The sequence below is a fragment of the Algoriphagus halophilus genome, assembly GCF_041729275.1.
GTDB classification, from domain to species: domain Bacteria; phylum Bacteroidota; class Bacteroidia; order Cytophagales; family Cyclobacteriaceae; genus Algoriphagus; species Algoriphagus halophilus_A.
On the sequence record NZ_CP146486.1, the window covers coordinates 395272 to 416967 of the forward strand.

General features: G+C 38.0%; 22 protein-coding genes and 2 pseudogenes. 8 read left to right on the forward strand and 16 right to left on the reverse strand.

Annotated features, from left to right (window positions below; translation table 11 throughout):
* From V8V91_RS02155 to V8V91_RS02185, 7 genes are all read right to left on the reverse strand, one after another.
* Positions 1-648 carry a hypothetical protein gene (locus V8V91_RS02155; RefSeq protein WP_373398550.1) on the reverse strand — a complete coding sequence of 216 codons (648 nt, stop codon included), beginning with the start codon at positions 646-648 and terminating at the stop codon, positions 1-3.
* A 133-nt stretch (positions 649-781) separates the two neighbouring features.
* The gene (locus tag V8V91_RS02160; protein ID WP_373398551.1) at positions 782-1066 is read right to left on the reverse strand and encodes a DUF1330 domain-containing protein; all 285 of its coding nucleotides are present in this window, start codon (positions 1064-1066) and stop codon (positions 782-784) included.
* Positions 1067-1134: 68 nt separating this feature from the next.
* Complete coding sequence (locus V8V91_RS02165; protein WP_373398552.1) at positions 1135-1416, reverse strand: TolC family protein; 282 nt, start codon at positions 1414-1416, stop codon at positions 1135-1137.
* Positions 1365-2480, reverse strand: coding sequence for a TolC family protein (locus V8V91_RS02170; protein ID WP_373398553.1), 1116 nt, complete (start codon positions 2478-2480; stop codon positions 1365-1367). The genes V8V91_RS02165 and V8V91_RS02170 overlap by 52 nt, the downstream gene beginning before the upstream one ends.
* On the reverse strand, positions 2477-3838 hold the full coding sequence (locus V8V91_RS02175) for an HlyD family secretion protein (protein ID WP_373398554.1): 1362 nt from the start codon (positions 3836-3838) through the stop codon (positions 2477-2479). The genes V8V91_RS02170 and V8V91_RS02175 overlap by 4 nt, the downstream gene beginning before the upstream one ends.
* A 6-nt stretch (positions 3839-3844) precedes the next feature.
* The gene (locus tag V8V91_RS02180) at positions 3845-5548 is read right to left on the reverse strand and encodes a peptidase domain-containing ABC transporter (RefSeq protein ID WP_373398555.1); all 1704 of its coding nucleotides are present in this window, start codon (positions 5546-5548) and stop codon (positions 3845-3847) included.
* Positions 5541-6218, reverse strand: coding sequence for a TetR/AcrR family transcriptional regulator (locus V8V91_RS02185; RefSeq protein WP_373398556.1), 678 nt, complete (start codon positions 6216-6218; stop codon positions 5541-5543). Before V8V91_RS02185 ends, V8V91_RS02180 begins: the two co-directional genes overlap by 8 nt.
* 264 nt (positions 6219-6482) lie before the next feature.
* On the opposite strand from V8V91_RS02185, the gene V8V91_RS02190 reads away from it, so the two are divergent.
* Genes V8V91_RS02190 through V8V91_RS02200 form a run of 3 tightly spaced genes read left to right on the forward strand, consistent with a single transcriptional unit; the run spans position 6483 to position 8016 of the window.
* Positions 6483-6869: a BCCT family transporter gene (locus V8V91_RS02190; protein ID WP_373398557.1), complete on the forward strand. Its 387-nt coding sequence runs from the start codon at positions 6483-6485 to the stop codon at positions 6867-6869.
* Positions 6866-7837 carry a BCCT family transporter gene (locus V8V91_RS02195; protein WP_373400597.1) on the forward strand — a complete coding sequence of 324 codons (972 nt, stop codon included), beginning with the start codon at positions 6866-6868 and terminating at the stop codon, positions 7835-7837. Before V8V91_RS02190 ends, V8V91_RS02195 begins: the two co-directional genes overlap by 4 nt.
* Positions 7838-7854: 17 nt before the next feature.
* Positions 7855-8016, forward strand: coding sequence for a hypothetical protein (locus V8V91_RS02200; protein WP_373398558.1), 162 nt, complete (start codon positions 7855-7857; stop codon positions 8014-8016).
* Here V8V91_RS02200 and V8V91_RS02205 read toward each other — a convergent pair.
* The 3 genes from V8V91_RS02205 to V8V91_RS02215 all read right to left on the reverse strand — a co-directional run bounded on the left by V8V91_RS02205 (position 8013) and on the right by V8V91_RS02215 (position 9174).
* A complete protein-coding gene (locus V8V91_RS02205) occupies positions 8013-8387 on the reverse strand; it encodes a DUF983 domain-containing protein (protein WP_373398559.1) in 375 nt (124 codons plus the stop codon). The two genes, V8V91_RS02200 and V8V91_RS02205, sit on opposite strands and share 4 nt — an antisense overlap.
* Before the next feature lie 81 nt (positions 8388-8468).
* Positions 8469-8672 (reverse strand): hypothetical protein, encoded by a 204-nt coding sequence (locus V8V91_RS02210; RefSeq protein ID WP_074224189.1) that lies wholly within the window; start codon positions 8670-8672, stop codon positions 8469-8471.
* A 1-nt stretch (position 8673) separates the two neighbouring features.
* A complete protein-coding gene (locus V8V91_RS02215; protein ID WP_373398560.1) occupies positions 8674-9174 on the reverse strand; it encodes a DUF4920 domain-containing protein in 501 nt (166 codons plus the stop codon).
* 226 nt (positions 9175-9400) lie between these two features.
* Between V8V91_RS02215 and serA the strand changes: the two are divergent.
* Positions 9401-11292 (forward strand): annotated as a pseudogene (gene serA, locus V8V91_RS02220) (phosphoglycerate dehydrogenase).
* A 52-nt stretch (positions 11293-11344) separates the two neighbouring features.
* On the opposite strand, the gene V8V91_RS02225 reads toward serA, so the two are convergent.
* From V8V91_RS02225 to V8V91_RS02235, 3 genes and pseudogenes are all read right to left on the reverse strand, one after another.
* Complete coding sequence (locus V8V91_RS02225; protein WP_373398561.1) at positions 11345-11791, reverse strand: DUF1572 family protein; 447 nt, start codon at positions 11789-11791, stop codon at positions 11345-11347.
* Positions 11792-11806: 15 nt separating this feature from the next.
* Positions 11807-12628, reverse strand: a complete 822-nt coding sequence (locus V8V91_RS02230) for an N-acetylmuramidase domain-containing protein (protein ID WP_373398562.1) — start codon at positions 12626-12628, stop codon at positions 11807-11809.
* Positions 12629-12702: 74 nt separating this feature from the next.
* A pseudogene (locus V8V91_RS02235) lies at positions 12703-14086 on the reverse strand (DEAD/DEAH box helicase).
* A gap of 209 nt (positions 14087-14295) precedes the next feature.
* On the opposite strand from V8V91_RS02235, the gene V8V91_RS02240 reads away from it, so the two are divergent.
* From V8V91_RS02240 to V8V91_RS02255, 4 genes are read left to right on the forward strand one after another with little or no spacing between them, the layout of a single operon-like run.
* Positions 14296-14688 carry a carboxypeptidase-like regulatory domain-containing protein gene (locus V8V91_RS02240; RefSeq protein ID WP_373398563.1) on the forward strand — a complete coding sequence of 131 codons (393 nt, stop codon included), beginning with the start codon at positions 14296-14298 and terminating at the stop codon, positions 14686-14688.
* Positions 14681-15370 carry a hypothetical protein gene (locus V8V91_RS02245; protein WP_373398564.1) on the forward strand — a complete coding sequence of 230 codons (690 nt, stop codon included), beginning with the start codon at positions 14681-14683 and terminating at the stop codon, positions 15368-15370. Before V8V91_RS02240 ends, V8V91_RS02245 begins: the two co-directional genes overlap by 8 nt.
* Before the next feature lie 23 nt (positions 15371-15393).
* The gene (locus V8V91_RS02250) at positions 15394-17262 is read left to right on the forward strand and encodes a gamma-glutamyltransferase family protein (protein WP_373398565.1); all 1869 of its coding nucleotides are present in this window, start codon (positions 15394-15396) and stop codon (positions 17260-17262) included.
* A 53-nt stretch (positions 17263-17315) separates the two neighbouring features.
* Positions 17316-18770 (forward strand): amidohydrolase, encoded by a 1455-nt coding sequence (locus V8V91_RS02255; RefSeq protein ID WP_373398566.1) that lies wholly within the window; start codon positions 17316-17318, stop codon positions 18768-18770.
* A gap of 93 nt (positions 18771-18863) precedes the next feature.
* On the opposite strand, the gene V8V91_RS02260 is transcribed toward V8V91_RS02255, so the two are convergent.
* From V8V91_RS02260 to msrA, 3 genes are all read right to left on the reverse strand, one after another.
* Positions 18864-19211 carry a hypothetical protein gene (locus V8V91_RS02260; RefSeq protein WP_373398567.1) on the reverse strand — a complete coding sequence of 116 codons (348 nt, stop codon included), beginning with the start codon at positions 19209-19211 and terminating at the stop codon, positions 18864-18866.
* A 72-nt stretch (positions 19212-19283) separates the two neighbouring features.
* Positions 19284-20951, reverse strand: a complete 1668-nt coding sequence (locus tag V8V91_RS02265; protein ID WP_373398568.1) for a hypothetical protein — start codon at positions 20949-20951, stop codon at positions 19284-19286.
* Between the two features lie 24 nt (positions 20952-20975).
* The gene (gene msrA, locus V8V91_RS02270) at positions 20976-21554 is read right to left on the reverse strand and encodes a peptide-methionine (S)-S-oxide reductase MsrA (protein ID WP_373398569.1); all 579 of its coding nucleotides are present in this window, start codon (positions 21552-21554) and stop codon (positions 20976-20978) included.
* Positions 21555-21696: the final 142 nt, after the last annotated feature.

Genomic DNA, 21696 nt, shown 5'->3' on the forward strand with positions numbered 1-21696 from the left:
TTAAAATGCTATTCTACCTTGAATCGTACTTGAACCTGCACCAGTCTTTGGGTTGAAATTTCCTACTACAGTACCTTCTCCGGTAGCACCTTCGAATTTACCTGTTCCGCCAATAATCGCTACTTCAGCTATAAATTCACTTCTATCTTCGTTGATAACAGTTACCACATTATTGATGTTTTTAAACCATACGGAGTTGCCTTTTCCATCAGTAGTAATGGAGCTTACTTCATCATTGTCAACAAAAATCCCCATTGCTTCCAATTCTTCAGCATAAAACTGAGTAACTGGAGCTCCTACTGTTTGTAAACCAGCTGCACCAATAGAGGCATATTGGTTTAAAAAGGTGTAGGCTTTGCCCATATGGCTGGAGTTACCTACCCCTGTCCCAGGAAAATAGGCAGGAATAGCAGTAGTGAATTCTCCATTTTCATCTACGGAGCTTAGTTGATTGGTAAACCTCTCAAAGTAATTTCTTTCTGCTGTTTTTCTAGCATTTCCATCCGTTAGGGTTTCTGGAGATGTCAATACTTCCGTTTGGGAAGCTGGTTGAACTAATGCTGGCTCTTCTACAGAAGTACAAGCACTCACGAACATGGAGCCTGCAAGGCTCATTAGGCCTAGTTTAGACCACATTAATTTTTTCATATTTTTAAGAATTGGTAGTGGGTAATAACTTATTTAAGTATCAAAATTTATTAGCTAAAATTTGGGCGAAAATTGTATAAATTTTAGATAATGAATAATAATATGTATTTCATACCAATAAAAATGCCAAACATTACGTTTCTACAATAAAAAAGTTTGCTGAGGCTGCATTTTCTCTAATTTTTCTGGCTTTTGTGTACTTCTCAGAATAGTACCATTTTTCTGCCGTTTCCTTGTCTTTAAACTCCAACATCACAAATCGGTCATGGTTCCACTGACCTTCTAATACATGAATCGGATTACCTCTTATCACGAATTTTCCTTCAAACTCTTTGACTGATTCTGGGGTCAATTTTTTATACTCTTCATATTTTTCAGGATCGTGTATATCTACTTCCACTAAAACAAAAGCTGTCATATTATTCTAATTATCAACTAGTTATAATTCAAATCCTAAGCCTGCTGCGTACCTTGTTTTCGCATAGGCTATTTTTCTTTACTGATTAATTCATTTAAGGTCAAAATTGAATTAAAAACAGATACTTCTCTGGCATTCACTAAAAACAAGCTACTCTCCCCTATTTCAAAACGTCTCATTTCTCCTTGAAGTAAGGTTTCCAGATTAATGACATTTTGCTGATAAGTCGAGATTTGCCTGTTCAAATTAGAAAAATTATTTATTTCACTTTCTAGTTTTGTTCTCAGTTGAATTTCTTTTAAATCCCTCGAATTTTCCTTTGAATAAATCTTTGCCTTTGCCAAACCCACAGCTCCTCTAGACTTTCTCCAAAGTAAGGGTGTATAAACGGAAAGCCCCCATTTATAATTATTTTCAAAAATCCAGCTCCTTCAAAATCATTTAGATTTTCTGTGAGGAAATTATATTTCAATTTGACCACAGGAATAATCTGTTGAGCTTTTAACCTTTTTTCTACATCCAAACTGGCTAGTTCGAAGTCTACTAATTGCAGTTCAGGATGATTGGCGACAAAGGTCCTGAGCTCTTCTACATTCAACACTCCTAGGTTAGTTGTTTCCAAAGATTCAGGAACAATCCCTTCATTTAAATTGATAGGATTGCCTTCCTCATCCCATAAATAGGTGTTTAATTCTTGGGTAACAGAAAACAGGGTGTTTTCAGCTTCCTGTAATTTATATTGTCTGTTCAGAACTTGAGAAAAGGCTTCTACGGTATCAATTGCTGGCAGATCACCATATTTAAAACTTGATTTTACTGCTTCATACCGAAATTCAGCGAGTTCCACTCCTTCCTTTAACACTTCTAGATTTGTATGAGCCAAGGACCACCTCCAATACATGTCAGTGGCTTGAAGGTAAAGATTGTTGAGTAGTTTTTGCTTTTGTGATTCTGTGGATTCCTGGTAAATCTGTGCTTGTCTTAACGTAGCCCTTCTCTGATCCAAAATTAAACCTTGGCCCAAATTTACTGAAGCACCTGCTGCAAATAACCCATCAGAAGGCACCGTGTATTCAGGATTTAAATATTTCCCATTGTTCCTTTCAAAAGATCCATTTAATTCAATTCCTGCCCAAGTGGGTATACTGATTCCAGCTTCTTGCTTATTATAATATAAGGTTTCGCTGTAGGACTTCTTATCTAAATTTCCATATACCAAGGGATCGAATCCTCCTCTGGCAGATCTCACTTCCATTTCACCCATGAGTAATTGAAGTTCAGCCTGAGTAGCTATTGGGTGATATTCAATTACCCATGCTAAAAAGGAATCATAGTTTAAGGTATCCGTGGTTTGCGAATAAGCACGGAAAAAACAAGTACTGAAAAGGAAGGTGAAAAGTATAACTCTCATCATTTCTTCTTTCCTTCTGAAGCTACTGCTTCTTTTTCGTCTCTCGTATAATAATCTGCTGGGAAACCATTTAATTGTCTCCATAATTCATACCATACAGGAACATCATTCAATAACGCAATACCATCTGCACCTGATCCCATTCTCAACATTTCTGGCCAAGGCTCTTCCTCAGGATCCTGAGCTACCAAAACCCTGTATTGATTATTGGATCCGGCATATTGGTCCATTGCAACTACTACACCTCCAAAGGTACCATTTGATATTCTAGGCCAGCCAGAAAATACAATAGCAGGCCACCCATCAAAAATAAATCGAACTTTATTTCCTACCTTAATCAAAGGCAAATCAACAGGCTGTACATACATTTCCACAGCTAATTCAGCTTCAGAGGGGATAATGTTTAATATTTGATCTCCTTCTTTTATTGTTTCACCTATTCCGACTTGAATTGCCTTCGCCAGATAACCATTCTGGGGAGCAAGAATGTATCTAAACCCCGTTCTAGCTTCATAATTAGAATATTGGTTCTCCAGTTTTGTAGTAGTTGCCTCAGCATCATATTGTGAGGACATGGCCGTGTAAATCTCAGATCGGGTTTTTGCTATTTTATCTCTAAACTCGTTATCTATGGTATTCAGCTCAATTTTAGCGGATATCATTTCATTTTGACTGATTAAATAATCATTCTCCACAGACAATAATTTGGCTTGCACGTCTTGGAATTTTAGCCTTCTGGATTCCAAATCAGTTAAAGACCTCAATCCTTCAGCATACAGTTGTTCTGCTCTATCTAACTGTTGCTTTCCAATATCAAAATTCACCTTCGCTTGCTGGAACTTAATGCTGTCTGACTGTACTTTCAACTCCGCCATTTTGAGCTTATTCTCCGCTTGCTGAATTTTCAGAACATTATTTTCCTGCAATGCTAGCAATTGAGCCTGAAGTGCTCCTACTTTCTCTTTGTAAGCTTCTGCTGAAAGAGTCTTTGCATCTACCTGCATCTGAGTTCTTGGTAAAAGCATGGAATCAAAATATTCGTCTTTTATCTCAGAAATTCTCAGAATGGTATCTCCCTTATTCACAAATGCTCCTTCAGTCACATACCACTTTTCTATTCTACCTGCAATGATTGAATGAATGGTTTGCGCTCGCTGCTCTGGTCTTAAAGCGGTGACATATCCTTTGGATCGAATACTTTGAGTCCAGGGAAGAAATAGGCATATAAATACGACAGCAATCAACCACGCTAGTAATCGTATCCTCTTTTGACTTTCCTTTTCTGGCAAAGTCATGATCAAACTTTTAGCCCCGCTAAAAGGAATCCGATCTTTGATTTTACTGCTGGAAATATTCAGCATAATAGTTTAATTATTTCTCGTGTATTGTATATAATCTTCATAGGATCCCTGTTTTAGGATTTTCCCGGAATCCAAAATAATTATCTCATCCAATTTCTGTAAGATGTAAGGATCCTCGGTTACCATTAATAGGGTCCAGCTTCCTGATATTAAGTAATCTACAATCTTAGGCTTGATTTCAGGATTTACATGTCGAAGGGCATTCTCCATAATGATTGCCTTTGGATTTCCTACCAAACTTCTAGCGATCAAAATACTTTGAGCGACAGACCTCGATAAGCCTCTTCCTTCTGGAAGCAATTCGGTGTTCAGGTCGTCTGGTAATTGGTAGATGTATTCTTTGAGACCTACCAATTCGATGATTTCTTCAAATTGTTTCGGGTCTACATCCCTTCCGACCAAGATATTTTCTTTGATTGTGCCATGGAACAATTCTCCAAATTGAAGACAATCACCAATCATTGCCCTGAATTTATCCAATTGAATCATATCCATAGAAAGATCATTAATCGAAACCGTTCCTTGATATTCTTCATACAAACCATTCAATAAAGCCAGCAGCGCACTTTTCCCACTTCCGCTTCTTCCGGTAATAGCTATTTTCTTTCCGGGATGAATGGTTAAAGAAATATCATTAATAATAGGCTTAATGGCATCATAAGGTTGAAATACCACATGTTCCATCGCAAACTTTAAACCTTCTGGTTTGGACACTATCAATTTGTCCGTTCCTTCACTTCGCTCTAAATCAAGATCCATCACTACTCCTAGCTTTTCAACAGCTACAAGGGTATCATAAACCGTCTCTAAAGAAAGAATCACTTTTTCTACTGAGTTGACAACTAAAATGATGATCACTTCTGCTGCTACAAATTGACCGATACTTATTTGTTCGTTGATCAATAAAAGACTCCCTGCCACCAATAAACTGGCAATTATGAGCACTTTGAAGCCTATCATGATTTTGTATTGAAGTATCAATACCGAAAAATGCTTGCTTCTAAAATCCACATATTTTTGAATCAACTTATCTGCTCTCAAAATAGGGAGTCTGGTATTCCCCGTTAATTTAAAGGTGTTGAGAGTTCTCCCAATTTCCTGGAGCCAAAAGGCAGTTTGATATTTATAGGAAGATTCCTTGAGCGCTGTAGCCATTCCTTTGGGACTAGTGAAATAGAAAATCAATAGTAGAATTCCTATCAATATGACTCCAAATAGAATAAAGGTGGGATGATAAAAGGACAATAGTAAGAGTCCAAAGATCATTTGCAACACCGCTGTCGTAAAGTCAACTAATAGTTTTGAGATCCCCTTCTGAAGGTTTACTGTATCAAAAAACCGATTGACTATTTCAGGGCCATATTCCCCATGCAGAACTTCAGTTTTTACCCTTGGTAGTCTATAGGCCAAAGAAAGTCCTGATTTGGAAAAAATTCTCTGTTGAAGTTTCTCCGTGATTTGCAGTTGAGAGATTTGCAAAAATCCTCCAAAAGCAACTCCTATGGCAACGACAATTACCAACAGAACCCATGAAGTGGTGATTCTACCTCCTAATATAAAATTCAAAATAGCTTGAATACCTAAAGGAAGAGATAAAGCTACTATCCCATTTAAAATGGCGTAAAAGTAGATCCCATAAACTTGGTTCTTTTCTTCTTGAAGAAGACTAAAAAACCTCTTGAGGGGAGTCATTGTTCCTGTACTATTCATGGATGATGGTTTTAGCTACCAAATGATGAAAGAATTGAAATCTCCCTTCTTTATCTAAATTTGATTCTGTCATTCCTGGAAGATGTTTTGCATGGAAAGATTGTAGTAGGCTAGCTTCCATAACGATATTAACCAAAGTTATAGGAAATTTGTAGGCAGGATTGATTTCTCTAATAATTTGTGCGATTCGTTCCCCTAGTGTATACAATTGTGCATAAATTCCATTTTCATGCTCTGAATCCACACTTTTAGTCAAATACCCTTTAAGAGACTCGTTGGTAACAATTTTTCGAATTTCAATCGGGTTCAAAAATTCATTTTCTACGAACATAGGCCCCTCAACCAACAACTTAATCGCAATTTCTAAGCGTTCTTTCGGATCCTTCAAGTTGGCTGTAACATATACTAGATTATGTTCCGTCCATGCCCAATGCCAAGCGGTCAAATACAATAAAAAGTTATGCTTGTTTTCAAAGTACCGATAGATTGCAGGTTCTGATACCCCGATTTCTGTAGCTAATTTTTTAAATGTAAAATGCTCCATTCCTAGTTCAAGCATCAGTTTAGAACCTACTCGAATAATAGCATTTCCTAACTCCGAACTATAGGGATCCTTCACGAATAAATTTTCGTTTACCTCAACTTTTAATTTTCGTAAAATGTTTTCCATTTTCCTTGTTAATAAAGTGGAATAACGGATGATCGCTAATGAATGTTTAGTAAAACATCTATTCTTGTTAGTAATATTCACAAAAAAAATTTATTTGCCTCTAAAATAATATTATAAATAGCTTATTATCAATAAAATAATATACTTTATTTCAATTTTTAATTCAGACATAATCATAGACTAAAAAAATCTTCTTATACCTTAAACTGGATTATCCTCTCGTGTAAAAACATTTCTATTGAAATTCTACTACCTTAAGAGTCTATGAAGAAATCGAACCAATTTTTTCAATTTAACATCCGTTTTTGGGTGTTTTGGCCTTCATTCATATTACTGATCCTTGCCGTTTTATTCAGCATTCTCTTTCCTGATTTCTTCATTACCTCTATTGAACAGTTTCAGAAAGCCTTATTGACTAATTTTAGTTTAGGCTTTAGCTGGGTTTCATTTGCAATGACGATCATGGTCCTAATAACCTTCTTTTCTCCCATTGGCAAAGTAAGAATTGGTGGAAAGCATGCACAGCCAAGGTTACCTAGATTAAGTTGGTTTGCGATTGTTTTATGTACTACCATAGCTGTTGGGATTTTGTTTTGGGGAAGCGCTGAACCATTATCCCATTTTTTATTCCCCCGGAATTTAAAAACCTGAACAGCAAGTCGGTAGAAGCGGCAGACTTTTCTCTTGGTGCATTATTCTTTCACTGGGGATTTACACCGTATGCCATATACATTGTCCCGGCCTTGACCTTTAGTCTATTCTTTTATCAGGATAGAAACAAACCTTCTATTAGTTTAGCTGCAAAGCCTTTACTAGGGTCAAACCTAAACAAACGGATGGAAAATATCATTGATGGAATTAGCTTGTTTTCTTTGGTTACTGGAATGGCTGGAGCTTTAGGAGCAGGAATCTTAAGCTTATCTGGAGGATTTCTTAAACTATTTCCTGACTGGAATATGGGGATTTTGTCAGGAGTTATTACGCTGGTAATAGTATTGACCTTTGTAATCTCCTCTTCTACAGGGATTGAAAGAGGGATCAAAAACCTTTCCTTAATCAACCTATTTTTCTTTTTCCTAATTGCAATACTCTTTGTTTTACTCGGTGAAGGAGGAAAAATATTGAGTTCCATAAAAATCGGATTTATAGAATATGGCAAGAATTTTTTGGACTTGAGCCTTCAGTGGAATGGAGCAGGTTCTACCTGGACCTATGATTGGTCTGTTTTCAATTTTGCCATGTGGATGGCTTGGGCACCTGTTACCGCTATTTTTCTAGGTAAAATCGCGTATGGACGAACTATTCGAGAATTTTTACTCTTTAATTGGTTTCTTCCAGCTCTTTTTTGTTTGATATGGATGGGTGTTTTTGGAGGTACAACATTGGATTTGGCCATACTCCATCCTGAATTTTATCAAAACCTCTTTCAAACATCAGGTCCTGAATCTATTATTTACCAGGTCTTTGAGGATTTGGGTTATTTCAAGCTGTTTTCCTACCTGTTTATTGTGGCAATTTTTATTTCTTACGTTACCGCAGCGGATTCCAGCACAGATGCTTTGGCAAGTTTGAGCATGAAAAAATCAGTGAGGATCCTTTCCAGTCTGATACCAATTTAAAAATCATTTGGGGAACATTGATCGCATTCCTTGCTTGGATCATGATCTTATTCTCAGGCATAGATGGTGTCAGAATCTTATCTGTTATCGCAGGTGTACCTGCCCTGTTTTTCTTGTTGGTCGTTACGGTAAGCCTTTTACTATTGGTGATAGATCCAAAAAAATACCTCCGGGATTAATCTCCTTTGTATTTTAATTTTCCCATACCATAGAGGTATAATACTTTGGAATAGCGCAGCATCGCTGGAAACAGTAACAGGTTTCCAATCACCACTGTCGCCAGATACATCCATAGTTCTGGTTCTTCTACAAGTACATTGATAGCTGTAAGTGCGGTTATTACCAAGGCCACTGAAAATGCATAACTGATATACATTGCCCCATAATAGAAATCTGGCTCTGGATTGAGATTCGCATGACAATGGGGGCAAGTATGATGGATGGAGGAAATCTTCCTGAAACTAAACGGGGAAACGGGAAATATATTTCCAGTTCTACATTGAGGACATTTTGCTCCAAGCATTGCCTGGAAACCACTTTTATTACTCATGTTATTAATTTTGCTTAAAGGTACCCCTTCGTCTAAAAAATATCTGTGTTGAAAATCACATATTGAAACTGGAGTCAAGGATTAGCGGAGCTCATCCAGGTCGTAGTCTTTTCCTTTTCCCCATTGGAGTAATTCAAATATGGTATAGTATTCCAAGGTATCCAGATCCTTTACTTTGAAGTTTTGGTCACTCAATCGATCAATAATCTCGAGTTTTCTTACCTCTCCCAAATTGACCATTTTATATACCCTACCTACTCGTAGATTGTCTAATGCTATTGCCATCTTAGGCTTTATCTTTAATTTTTACTCCTACCGCCTCAAAGGAAATCTCCAATTTGGGCTCAGTTATTTTTGCTATTTCTTCTTCTGACTTGCCGGCATCTTTTGCATAATGCTGTAAAGTCTTTACACTGGTTTCTGTAAGTGTTGCCACTCCCTCCAAGATCATGGGAAATCCTTGTGAATTTTTAGGAACAAAAAACTCATAATTCTTGAAGGTTACCCTCATACTGTTACCATTTGGCAAATCCATTTTAAGCCAACAGCCCTTTTCACTACAGACTTCAGTTATCTCACCCGCTATTTTCCCTTCAAATGTTCCTTCCTTTTCCACAATCTCAACCATTTCAGCAGCACTGGTAATATTACTTTCCAATACTTCTGCTCCATAGGTTCCTGCTACAGTTTCCTCTGGCGTCAACTGAGATGGATCAGCAGTTGGTGAGGAACAAGAAAATCCAACACATATGGCTAATATGGCAATAATGGCAACAGGTATTTTCATAATATCAAGAGTTTGAATTGATCAAAAATAAAGGATTCAGTGCTATCGAAAAAGAATTAAATGATGAATTCAATGAATTTAACCCTCTCCAAATAGCCTTTTGTAAATAAAAATTATTGCCATACTATTTATAAGTGAAACTTATAGAAACAATTTTTCCAATAAAGCTTCTAAAATTTTAACAATACTGTAATTTTACTGCCTGATTCAAAAATCGACCCTGCTCATGCCTAAAACCAAAAAATTTATCATTGATTTTGACAGTACTTTCACGCAAGTGGAAGCGCTGGATATTCTAGGTGAGATAAGCTTAGAAAATGATCCAGAAAGAGATCGTAAACTCCAGGCCATTAAAGATATCACGGACAAAGGAATGGATGGTTCCTTGACCTTTCGTGATAGTTTAATTCAACGACTTGAAATCTTAAATGCAACACAATCCCAGATAGATGATCTAATTGATGCTTTAAAGAAAAAAGTGTCCAAATCATTTGAAAGGAATAAAGAGTTTCTTCAAGAAAATGCGGAAGATATTTTTATTATCTCCAATGGATTCAAAGATTTTATCATCCCTATCGTAGGGGATTATGGCATTAAGAAGGAAAATGTATTTGCCAATGAATTTGTCTATGACGATTCTGGAAATATCATTGATTTCAATCGGGAAAATCCTCTTTCTTCTAATAAAGGAAAGGCAGAAACCATCAAAAGAATTAATTTAGAAGGTGATATCTATGTGATTGGTGATGGTTACACAGATTACGAAATCAAAGCTTCTGGACTGGCAAATAAGTTTTATGCCTTTACAGAAAATGTGTCCAGGCCAAAAGTAACCAGCCAAGCGGATCATATTGCACCAAGTTTAGATGAAATCCTATATATCAATAAATTGAACACGAAGTTTTCATACCCAAAAAGTAGGATCAAAGTGCTCCTTTTGGAAAATGTGCACCCAATCGGTGTGGACCTATTGAAAGAAGAAGGCTATGATGTAGAAGTCATCAGTTCTGCCTTGAGCGAAGATGAGCTCTGCGAAAAAATCAAGAATGTATCCATCATAGGCATTCGATCCAAAACCAACATCACCAAGAAGGTGTTGGAGAATGCCAATCGATTGATCGCCATTGGTGCTTTCTGTATTGGGACCAATCAAATCGATTTGGAAACCTGTCAGGAAAAAGGGATTGCTGTATTCAATGCCCCTTTTAGCAATACCAGATCCGTTGTAGAAATGGCTATTGCAGAAATTATCTTTTTGATGAGGAATTTTGCGGACAAAACCGCTGCTATGCATCAAGGAAAATGGGATAAATCTGCCAGTGGAAGTTTTGAAATAAGAGGAAAAAATTAGGTATTGTTGGCTATGGTAATATTGGTGCCCAACTCTCTGTCCTTGCTGAAAGCATGGGTATGAATGTGTTTTATTACGATGTAATTGAAAGATTAGCATTGGGTAACGCAACCAAATTAGACTCTTTAGATGAGCTTTTGAGTACTTGTGATATGATTTCCCTGCATGTGGACGGACGCAAAAGCAATAAAAATATCATCAATAAGGAGAAAATCGCCAAAATGAAAAAAGGAGCGATCCTTGTAAACCTTAGTAGAGGTCATGTGGTAGAAATTGCAGCCTTGAAAGAGGCCATTCTTTCCGGTCATTTAGCAGGTTGTGCTGTAGACGTATTCCCTGAAGAACCTAAAAATAATTCAGAACCCTTCGTTTCTGAATTGATTGGCTTACCCAATACCATACTCACTCCACATATTGGAGGTAGTACGTTGGAAGCACAGGAAAATATCGCACGATTTGTTCCTGGGAAAATTATGGAATACATCAACACGGGCAACACCTATAATTCGGTGAATTTTCCAAATATCCAACTTCCATTTTTACAAGATGCCCACAGGCTTATTCACATCCATATGAATGAACCTGGAGTATTGGCAAAAATCAACCAAGTGTTGGCTAATTATGAGATCAATATCGTGGGACAATACTTAAAGACCAATGAGAAAATAGGATATGTAATTACAGATATCGACAAGGCCTATTCTCCAGACGCGATAGATGCCCTGAAAACAATTCCGGGTACAATCAGATTTAGAACCTTATATTAAAAATTATTTCCACTACCGATCAAAAGCCCCGAATGTATGTTTGGGGCTTTTTTTAGGGTTGCAAAATCCTTCTATGGTAATTTATCTGGCCCAAATGGTAATTAAAATGTCCATACAGATGGATCAAAAAGTATTCGTTAGTCATGGGTCTACCAAAGACCTCAATAGGATAATTCTTATCCATTAAGTCTTCATCCATTCCTTCCAAACTACTCACCATGATTCGTTTCAATTTGGTGATCTCACTTAATAATTTTGACTTAGGGACATCCTTTCCAGCGAATTCAAACTCACGGTCCCTCTGGTAGTCGAAACCGCCCAATTCATGTCCTACAAAAGCCTGAAGGTTACCTAACAAATGAAGGCAGAGGTTACCTCCCGAATTGCTTATTTGATTTTCGATCTCCCATAGAACTTTCTCATCAGTATAAGCATCTATTTCCTTGTAAAGTCTATCTAAATCACGTTCAAAAAGTTTAATTAATTCATTCAATAACATTTATTTGGATTTTGGTTAAGAATATTTTTCGTAGGCAGCTGCCAATTTTATATCGTATTTATTTGCCGCAAACCCTGATCCATTATAGCATTTAGCAAAACCAGCCCAGTTCTTTTCTTTGAGAAATTGTAAGCAACCATAGGTCTTTAAGTATCTCCCGAATGCTTCCAAATGATTCCTTTCATGTATTTGCATTTCATCTACAAATACCTCTACACTTGGATAACCCAGCTTAGTGGCATGATAACCCATGATTTGGAAACTTCCCCAGGAAGCTGAAGATAAAGCAGCAGATTTAATTCTTGGATCCGCACCTAAGTTGATTGCTTTTTCTAAACGGTCATATTCACGGGTACCAGATAAATAGAATTTTTTTGTCCATTTTTTATACAAAATGTCCTGATTATCAATCTTGGAAAGCTCTGAAGGATCTATCCCTCTAGCTTCTAATTGTCTCCAAAAAACATGACCCTCAAAAAGAATTTTAGCCATTCCATTAATCAGAAAGCCTCTCCCACTACTTTCGACCTCATTCACTGCTTTGACACAGCCTAATTCTAAATCGTATTGATTTGCAAAATTTATTATGTCCTGTTCACCAAGAAATTTATTTCCAAATGCATGATTTGGATTGGCTTTGGCCAATAGCAAAGTCCAAGTTTTGACGCCTACTTTCCCGTCCACTACCAAGTTGTTTTTAGACTGAAACTCTTTAACACCTTGATCGGTCTGTAAACCAAAATATCCGGTTATTGGAAGTTGAAACCCAAGTTTTCCAAGAATCTCTTGTAAAAATAAAACCGTGGCGCCCCTAGACTTGTATTTAACAGATTGCATGATCGTGCTTTTAAAAATAAAAAGTACTTCAATTTACCTGAAGTACTTTAGAAATACAATCTGGATTCAAGAACTTAGGGATCAATGACATTTCTTCGATTACCAAATTTACCCTTATTCGTTTTTTCTGGAGAAGGCTTCGTTCCGGAAGGTTCTTTGGTCTTTGGTGATTCCACTTGCTGTCCAGAAGTGGGTTTTACTTGTGAAGATTCCTGATTTGACTTTTGTCGAGGAGGGAATTTCTTTTTTTGACCAGATTTTTTCTTGAAAGGCGGTTTACTTGTCTTATCAAACTTCCTATTGGATTTAAAAGAGTCACCATGATATTCAGGGCCCTTTTCAAAGCCCTCCGGCAAAGGATTTTGAGTAATGGACATTCCAATTAACTTCTCAATTCTAGCAAATTTTTGCTGATCCTTAGGGTTAACAAAGGTGATGGCCTCTCCTTCTTTATCTGCTCTGGCAGTTCTTCCTACCCGGTGAACGTAATCCTCTGGGTCACTTGGCGTATCAAAGTTGATGACTAACTCTATTCCAACAACGTCAATCCCCGGGAAATAATATCTGTTCCGATCAAGATCTTAACCGCTTTATTTTTAAATGCGGACATGATCTTCTCCCGATCTACCTGTTCCAAGTCAGAATGAAATGCTTCCACATCAAAATGCTTTCGTAAGGCTTTATACAATCCTTTGACTTTTTCTTTCGTAGAAGCAAAAATGATTACTGCCTCAAAAGCTTTTTGAGAAAGTATATGTTTAACGAGTTCCTCTTTTTGCGTATCATAAACAGAATACATGGATTGAGAAACTCCCTCTGCTGTTTTACCTAATGCAATGGAAATTTCTTCAGGTTGCTTCAGTATTTTCATACTGAATTGACGGATTTTGGATGGCATAGTAGCAGAGAAAAGAATAGTCTGCCGGTCTTTTGGGAGATAATTGACTATTTTAAGGATATCATCCGAAAAGCCCATATCCATCATACGGTCTGCCTCATCCAAGATCAAATGTTGCAGTGAACTTAAATCCATCTTACCACCTGCAAGAAGTGCAATTAATCTACCAGGCGTAGCACAACTATTTCAGCACCTGTTTCCAGAGCTTTCTTTTGCTGCTCCCAAACAATTCCATCTCCACCTCCATAAATGGGAATAGAACTAATTCCAAGGAAATAAGAAAAGCCTTGAATTTGTTGGTCGATTTGAATTGCAAGTTCACGGGTGGGAGCTAATACAAGTGTATTAAGCTTTTCTGAACCTGATTTAGAAATTTTATTAAGCACAGGTAAAATAAATGCTGCAGTTTTTCCTGTTCCTGTTTGTGCACAAGCTATCAGGTCTTTATTTTCTAAAATAACAGGTATTGCTTTTTCTTGTATCGGTGTCGGGTTTTCAAAACCCATGGCATCTAGACCTTCCTGCAAGGAAGGTTCAAAATTAAAAGAAGAGAAATCCAATGGTTGGTATGATTTTCAAAGTGTAAAAAACTGGTAAACAATCAGTTTAATTGGTGTAAATATAAGCCAATATTACGTATAAAGGCAAAATAGGCTTTTTACTTTAGAATCTTCTTGAATTCACAAAATATAAATTGTATCCAGTGAAAAACTGGAATCATTACATCATTTTGAGTTATATTTCTAATAAATCTCTAAAAAGATAAATCATGAATAGCTACCTATTTAAGCTGTTACCTAAGCTCTTGTTTGTTCTCCTATCCTTCTTTCATGTCATCCTTGCGACTGGTCAGACATTTCAGATCAAAGGAAGGATATTGGATGCAGATACCAAAGAGTTTTTAGATGGAGTAAGTGTGACACTTCGTGGGACAGCATTTGGAGAGATTTCAACTAAAGGTGGGAATTTTATGCTCGAACAGGTAGTGGGAGATAAATACACCTTAGCCTTAAATCTACCAGGCTATAACAAATTTGAGCAGAACGTTAACCTAAAAGAGGATCTGGATTTAGGTGATCTTTACATGGTTAAGTTTGGAGCTGAAGGTTCAGGAGCTGCTCTGCAAAACGATTCGAGCCAACAATATCACCAACTTGTTTAATGACCGCCCCAATATGATTGGAGGGAATATGGTTTATGGAATTCCTCCTGAACCCAAAAAGCTGGAAGGGAATAACTACTTAGACTTGAAATGGAATAGCGCTTCTCTCCTGCTCTACAGGGATCAACAGGTATTGGAAGGATTTAGAGTTCGCTATAATATCGTGTCCAATATGTTTGAATTGATGGAGCCTGAGAACAATCTTGTATCTGTCATGCCTGGACTCCGTATCCAAAATTTCGTCTGGGTGGATTCTACTTATAAAGTACCCCGATATTTTGTCAATGGAATGGACTTCAAAGATGAAGGTGCCCCAATTGCTGGCTTTTTTGAAGTTTTAGTGGATGGAGAATTACCGCTCATGAGAAGAACGATGGCAGTTTTCAAAGAATCTAATTATAATTCAGCTTTGATGGTTGGAAATAGAAATGACCAAATCATTAAAAGGAATGTGTACTATTTCTTGAAAGGTCAAGATGTAATAGAAGTCCCAAAAGGACGTAAAAAAATATTTGCCTTATTTGGAGATCATGCGGAGGAGATGGCAAATTATACCAATGAAAACAGCATTGACTTGAAAGAACCCAGTGGATTATTTCAATTGTTCACCTATTACAATTCTAAATTCCCCGGATTTAGGCCTATTATGACGCAATTGTTAGATGATACAGATACCAATTAATCAACCACCATATACCTTGTTTCATGAAAAAAATATACTTGATTGCCCTTATTTTCACCGCTTTGAACGTGAAGGGACAGGGACTTCCCGGTTTAGGAGCCGGAACTACACCCAATAACAAACCTATTCTGCATGGTAAAAACTGGGTAGCCATCACGGGTAAACCATTAGGTGCAACCGCTGGAGCCAGCATTTTCCAACAAGGTGGAAATGCCGTGGATGCAGCATGTGCCATGATTGCGGCAACTTCCACCATGTGGGACGTCTTGTCTTGGGGCGGAGAAACTCAAGCGCTGATCTATCATCCTATTGAAAAGAAAGTTATTGCTATCAATGCACTGGGATATGCTCCTACGGGAGCAACTGTGGATTTTTATAAATCTCAAGGAATGGATTATCCTCCTCAATTTGGTCCTTTGGCTGCTACTACACCAGGAACACCCGGTGGAATTATGACCATGTTAGCAGAGTATGGTACTATGAGTTTAGAACAAATCTTAAAACCATCCATGGAATTGGCAAAGGGTTATCCCATAGAGGCACAAACAGCGAATGCGATGGAGGCACAAAAGGCTAGAATTAAAGGATGGCCTTATTCAAAAAAGATTTTCTTACCTCATTTAGGAGAAGAAAGAGAGGCTCCTTCCCCAGGAGAAATTTTTGTGCAAGAAGATTTATACCAGACCCTTTCCAAACTGGTTGAAGCTGAAAAAGAAGCTTTAGCTGCAGGAAAATCTAGAAAAGAGGCTATATATGTTGCCTATGATCGATTTTATAAGGGTGATATTGCCAAAGAAATTGTAAGAGGAACTCGGGAGCAAGGAGGACTTTTTACCGAGGAGGATTTGGCTAACTGGACTGTAAAGATTGAAGAACCTCTTCATGTCAATTACAAGGGAATCGATGTGTATAAATTACAGGAATGGACTCAAGGTCCGGCCTTGCTTCAATCATTGAATATCCTGGAAAACTTTGACCTGAAGTCCATGGGGTATAATTCGGCTAATTACATTCATACGGTTTATCAAGCAATGAATTTGGCGTTTGCTGACAGGGATTTCTATTATGGTGACCCGGCATTTGTAGATTCTCCCATGGAAGGATTATTATCAAAGGAGTATGCCAAAGAAAGAGCCAAGCTAATCGGAGATGTAAACGATCCAACCATCACTGCTGGAGACCCTTATCCTTTTCAGGGAGAAACCAATCCCTATTTAGATATTTTGAATAAAAACAAAGCTTCCATTGCTGCACTTGATCCTTCCCAATTCAATAGTACCTTGGATGAGCAATTTTTAGCAGACTTTCAAAGTGGTACTACCTCTGTGGAAACTGCTGATGTAGAGGGCTGGGTAGTTTCTGTTACTCCAAGTGGTGGATGGGTTCCTGCGGTCGTGGCTGGAAATACGGGTGTTGGGCTATCCCAAAGAATGCAGAGTTTTGTTTTGGATGAAAACCTGAACCCATATAACCTACCTGAACCAGGAAAAAGACCAAGAGTAACCTTGACTCCTAGTTTAGCGATGAAAGATGGAAAGCCATTGTTGGCCTTCGCTGTACAAGGAGGCGACTCCCAGGATCAAAATCTATTGCAGTTATTCTTGAACATCGTAGAGTTCAATATGGATGTACAAGAAGCTACAGAAGCAGCTAATTTCAACTCTTATCAAATGCAAAGCTCTTTTGGAGATCATGAGGTAAGACCAGGAGCTATGGTATTGAGAAAAGACACCCCAGATTGGATCAGTAAAGAACTTTCAAGAAAAGGATATAAACTGGAATTATGGAATAAAACTTCAGGCCCATTAAATGCCATCTGGTTTGACTGGAAACATGGTAGTTTCTGGGGAGGTTCCAGTGACTACGGAGATGATTATGGCATCGCTTGGTAATAGAAAACCCATTATAGCCTTTCAAATCTTATCAACCAATCAATCTTAAAACAGTGAAAAAACACTATTTAAACCTCCTACTCCTTCCAGCTATGTTGGTAGGAGGTATTGCCTTTGGGCAGAAAAAATCAAAACCAAATCCCTTAAAACAAGAGGTAATCCATTCTGTAGATGAGCGATATGTAGATCTTACAGATTTAAGTGATAAAATCTGGTCTTTTGAGGAAATCGCATTTAGAGAAACCCAGTCAGCAGCAGCACTTTCGGATTATGCCGAAAGTTTAGGATTCAAAGTCACTAGAGGAGTGGCAGAAATCCCTACCGCATTTGTGGCTGAATATGGTTCGGGGTCTCCTGTTATTGGAATCCTTGGAGAATTTGATGCCTTACCAGGACTTTCCCAAAACAAAGTACCCTATAAAAGTCCATTGCATGAAGATGCTCCAGGTCATGGGTGTGGGCATAACTTGTTTGGTGTCGCCTCACTCGGAGCTGCCGCTGCCATTAAAGATTTGATAGCAGATGGTAAAATACAGGGTACCGTTAGATTCTATGGTACTCCTGCAGAAGAGAAATTCTTTGGTAAATTATGGATGATCAGAGCAGGGTTATTTGAAGATGTAGATGTGGTGATGGATTGGCATCCAGCTGCTGAAACCAAAACAGCAGTTCAAAAAGGCTTGGCATTAGTGGATTTCCAAGTTGAATTTACCGGCCAAGCTGCGCATGCGGCTGCAGATCCATGGAATGGGAGAAGCGCTTCTGATGCGTTGGAATTATACACCACTGGAATAAACTATTACCGGGAGCATATTAAACCTACGGTTCGGATTCATTACCATATCCAGGATGCAGGTCAGGTTGTCAATGTAGTTCCAGATTATAGCAGAATTTGGGTAAGGGTAAGAGACAGTAGCCGTGATGGATTGATGCCAGTGTACGAACAAGTCCAGAAAATGGCTGAAGGTGCCGCTATCATGGCAAATGTGGATTACAAGGTCAGTTTAATCTCTGGGATCCATGAGGTCTTGGTGAATAGAACAGGATCTGCTGCTCTCCAAAAGAATTTGGAGACTTTAGGACCAATAACTTATACAGAAGAAGAACAGGAATTTGCTAAGAAGATCCAAGAAGCTACAGGTAAACCCCAAATCGGATTGGTTTCAACCATTGAACCCATGGAAGAAACTGCTGAACATAGCATGGGCGGAAGTACTGATGTTGGGGACGTAAGCTATGTAGTACCTACCATTCGATTGTCAGCAACTACCGCTCCCAATGGAACTCCTTGGCATTCTTGGGCTGTCGTAGCAGCAGGAGGAATGTCCATAGGGCATAAAGGAATGGCCTATGCTGCTAAAGCTTTATCGATGACTATGGTGGATTTATTCCAAAATCCTGAACTAGTTGAAGCAGTAAAAGCGGATTTTAAGGAGCATTTAGGAGATTATGTCTATGAAGGAATGATTCCAGATGGACCTCCTCCCATTAATTCAAACTTGCAATAAAATCTAAAAGAGGTTGTCTATTTACTACTTTGGATTTCTCCTAGTTGGACTTTGCTCCAAATGAAAACTCAAAACGTATTAGACAACCTTTTTTTATACTTCAATAAAACCTAAATCAATCATTTTTGAGCTGAATTGAGCTGGAACTTCTACATAAATTCGAACTCCGGTGATACAGGTACATGCCAAACAAACAGCCATGGGAGACTCAGATGTAAACTTGAGCACTCGGGCATTCTTAATTCCCTCAGTTTGCAAATAATTGACCACGTCTTTACTAATTTGATTTTCAGAACCACCTTCTGGATTGATTGCCAGCCATGGATCCGAACATCCTGTTTGGTTCCAGTAAAACTCCTTTCTATTTTCATTGCCCTCAAGACAACTTTGAAAAACAAAAACAAGAGTGAAAAGAAGTAGTAAGATTTTGAGTTTACCCATTGCTTATCCGATCAGTTTACGCGATACGTCCAAGACGAAAATCGCAAGGGACTGTTAACTTGATGATTGGAATTAGCCGAAAAGTTTTTCTAAGATCTTATAAGTAATCAAATAAGTTGGCCTTACCCCTTCCATTCCAAGAGCTCCGGAAGCTAAGGTGCTTCCTGTTTCCAAAGGATTGTCAGAAGCATAGTAGGCATACAGTACTTTTACATTGGATTTGATACTCCTCCTGATTTTAGAGGCAGATTGTATGGCTTTTTGATAATGGGCGCCTTCCATTTCCAGTCCCACCGCACTCCAACTTGACTTCATGAAGTAGGTCAAAATATCCCTGTTCTGAAGAGAAGTGCCCAATACTGTAATCATAGATCCTTGGTACACACCCAAACCATAGCCTTCAAAATCAGACTTCTTTAATTCATTTTTAAAAGGGTAATTATCTGCTGTCCCCTCAAAAATATGTGAATTTGGTATCATTAAATCACCTTTTCCTCCATAAAGAATTCCTGCTTTCCCCATAATACTGGTAGACTCCACGTTCAAAGGAATAGCTTTTTCACCTTTATTAAATGGTTTTAAGAGTTCGTCAAAACATTCATAAGCCTGTTCTCCAAAAGCATAATCCATGACCACAAAAACTGGCTTCTTCCCCTCTTCTTTGGGCAGTTTAACTCCAGGAATCAACTCATCCTTTTCCAATAATGCTGTATCGATAATTTGAACGCCAATGTTGGTTCCTGATTCATCTGGTAAATCAATGAAACCATGCTTTTTAGCATAGTCATAGATGGCTTTTCCTTTATTGGATTTGGCATTCACACTGATGTCCATCACCACTTTCTCTATTTCCTCATAGCTCTTTAAGCTTAATAGTTGGTGTCCATAAATGGTATTCAATACCGAATGAAGGTTAGCGGAAATCACATGTAAAGGTCTTTTAAGGAGCTCATGCTTATCCAGGGCAAGTTTTATTCTTCTAGCCCAAAGTTCACCATAGACATGATGTCCTACACGTTCTCTTAATGTGGCCGAAAATGAAATCTCCCGATCCAAATTTTTAGTCTTTTCCTCTAATGCAAGCCTACCCATGTGGTAAACAATGCTAAATAGACTATTTGAATTAGAGGATTTTTCAAATTTATCCACAGCACTTTTGGTCTCCTCGAATGTCCTTCCTATTAAATGGCTCAAATAAGCACTTGCTGCTTCTTTTTCAAAAGGCTCGCCAGCGTCTTCTTTTTTGACCAATTCTTCTAACATGATCCAGTTTTGGGAGATTTTTCCTTTTGGATCCGTGCTATTATTTAGAATCTTTTTCGACTCAATAAATAAGAAAGTAAGGTGGGTTAAAATATCATAGATATCTGATCTTCCTCTTGTCATTTCCACATACATCACATGATCATCCAATCGATAGCAATTTCTTTTCCTTTTTGGAGGCACAATTGGAGTCAAATGAGAAGTTTCATATCCCTCTCTACTGATTAGGCGAACGTAGCGACATTCTTCAATTCCTCTGGGAAGCCTTTCCATTACGTAAAGTAGCCCATCCAATTCAATTTTTTCAGTGTCTGTAATGGTTCCATAGATTTCAGGACTCAGTACCATCAACGCATTGACAAGGCTCTCACCGGAAATACCCATAGGCTTATAACTACCTCTAGTGAAAAGGTGCCTCATGGTGATATACATCTTTTCAATGGCGGATCTAGATTCCTGAGCTCTTGTTCGCTTCATTGTAAGCATATTTACACATTAAAATTATTTCAAACTTTCCTTAAAGAATTTCTCCAATTTGTTCACTTTAGGTTTGATCACAAATTGGCAATAGGGCTGATGTCCATTTCGGTTATAAAAATCCTGATGATAGTTTTCAGCAGGATAAAAGCTCAGCAGAGGAGCTATTTCTGTCACAATAGGAGTATCAAAAACATTAGACTCATTCAATTGTGATTTGAGATCACTAGCAATGGCCTTTTGAGTTTCATTGGTAAAATAGATCGCAGAACGATATTGGGGGCCGGAATCGGCCCCTTGTCTATTTAATGTAGTTGGATCATGTGTCGCAAAAAACACTTCCAAAATCTTATGGAGGCTGATGATTTTAGGATCAAAATATACCTGCACTACCTCAGCATGCCCTGTGGTACCTGTACAGATTTGATCATAGGTAGGTTGTGCGATGAGGCCATTTGAATATCCAGACACCACCGACTCTACTCCTTCTAATCGCTGAAATACTGCTTCTGTACACCAAAAGCAACCTGCACCTAAGGTGATTAATTCCAAACCTTCTGGGATGGATATTTCTGTTTCCGGTAATTTCAAATCCTTATCCATGATTCATTTTTGTTTGAAATAGAACAGATGATTTAGGATTTAGGTTTGCCCAAACATCTTATTTTAATTGCCCGGTTAACAATGTCCTGATATAAGTCCTCTGATCCTTGACCTTCTAGTTCAATTGTACTTTTCTGAAGTA

Coding starts and splice junctions, on each gene's coding strand:
- V8V91_RS02155 (WP_373398550.1), bottom strand. CDS start 648: ATGAAAAAATTAATGTGGTCTAAACTAGGCCTAATGAGCCTTGCAGGC.
- V8V91_RS02160 (WP_373398551.1), bottom strand. CDS start 1,066: ATGACAGCTTTTGTTTTAGTGGAAGTAGATATACACGATCCTGAAAAA.
- V8V91_RS02170 (WP_373398553.1), bottom strand. CDS start 2,480: ATGATGAGAGTTATACTTTTCACCTTCCTTTTCAGTACTTGTTTTTTC.
- V8V91_RS02175 (WP_373398554.1), bottom strand. CDS start 3,838: ATGCTGAATATTTCCAGCAGTAAAATCAAAGATCGGATTCCTTTTAGC.
- V8V91_RS02180 (WP_373398555.1), bottom strand. CDS start 5,548: ATGAATAGTACAGGAACAATGACTCCCCTCAAGAGGTTTTTTAGTCTT.
- V8V91_RS02185 (WP_373398556.1), bottom strand. CDS start 6,218: ATGGAAAACATTTTACGAAAATTAAAAGTTGAGGTAAACGAAAATTTA.
- V8V91_RS02190 (WP_373398557.1), top strand. CDS start 6,483: ATGAAGAAATCGAACCAATTTTTTCAATTTAACATCCGTTTTTGGGTG.
- V8V91_RS02205 (WP_373398559.1), bottom strand. CDS start 8,387: ATGAGTAATAAAAGTGGTTTCCAGGCAATGCTTGGAGCAAAATGTCCT.
- V8V91_RS02210 (WP_074224189.1), bottom strand. CDS start 8,672: ATGGCAATAGCATTAGACAATCTACGAGTAGGTAGGGTATATAAAATG.
- V8V91_RS02215 (WP_373398560.1), bottom strand. CDS start 9,174: ATGAAAATACCTGTTGCCATTATTGCCATATTAGCCATATGTGTTGGA.
- V8V91_RS02225 (WP_373398561.1), bottom strand. CDS start 11,791: ATGTTATTGAATGAATTAATTAAACTTTTTGAACGTGATTTAGATAGA.
- V8V91_RS02230 (WP_373398562.1), bottom strand. CDS start 12,628: ATGCAATCTGTTAAATACAAGTCTAGGGGCGCCACGGTTTTATTTTTA.
- V8V91_RS02240 (WP_373398563.1), top strand. CDS start 14,296: ATGAATAGCTACCTATTTAAGCTGTTACCTAAGCTCTTGTTTGTTCTC.
- V8V91_RS02250 (WP_373398565.1), top strand. CDS start 15,394: ATGAAAAAAATATACTTGATTGCCCTTATTTTCACCGCTTTGAACGTG.
- V8V91_RS02260 (WP_373398567.1), bottom strand. CDS start 19,211: ATGGGTAAACTCAAAATCTTACTACTTCTTTTCACTCTTGTTTTTGTT.
- V8V91_RS02265 (WP_373398568.1), bottom strand. CDS start 20,951: ATGAAGCGAACAAGAGCTCAGGAATCTAGATCCGCCATTGAAAAGATG.
- msrA (WP_373398569.1), bottom strand. CDS start 21,554: ATGGATAAGGATTTGAAATTACCGGAAACAGAAATATCCATCCCAGAA.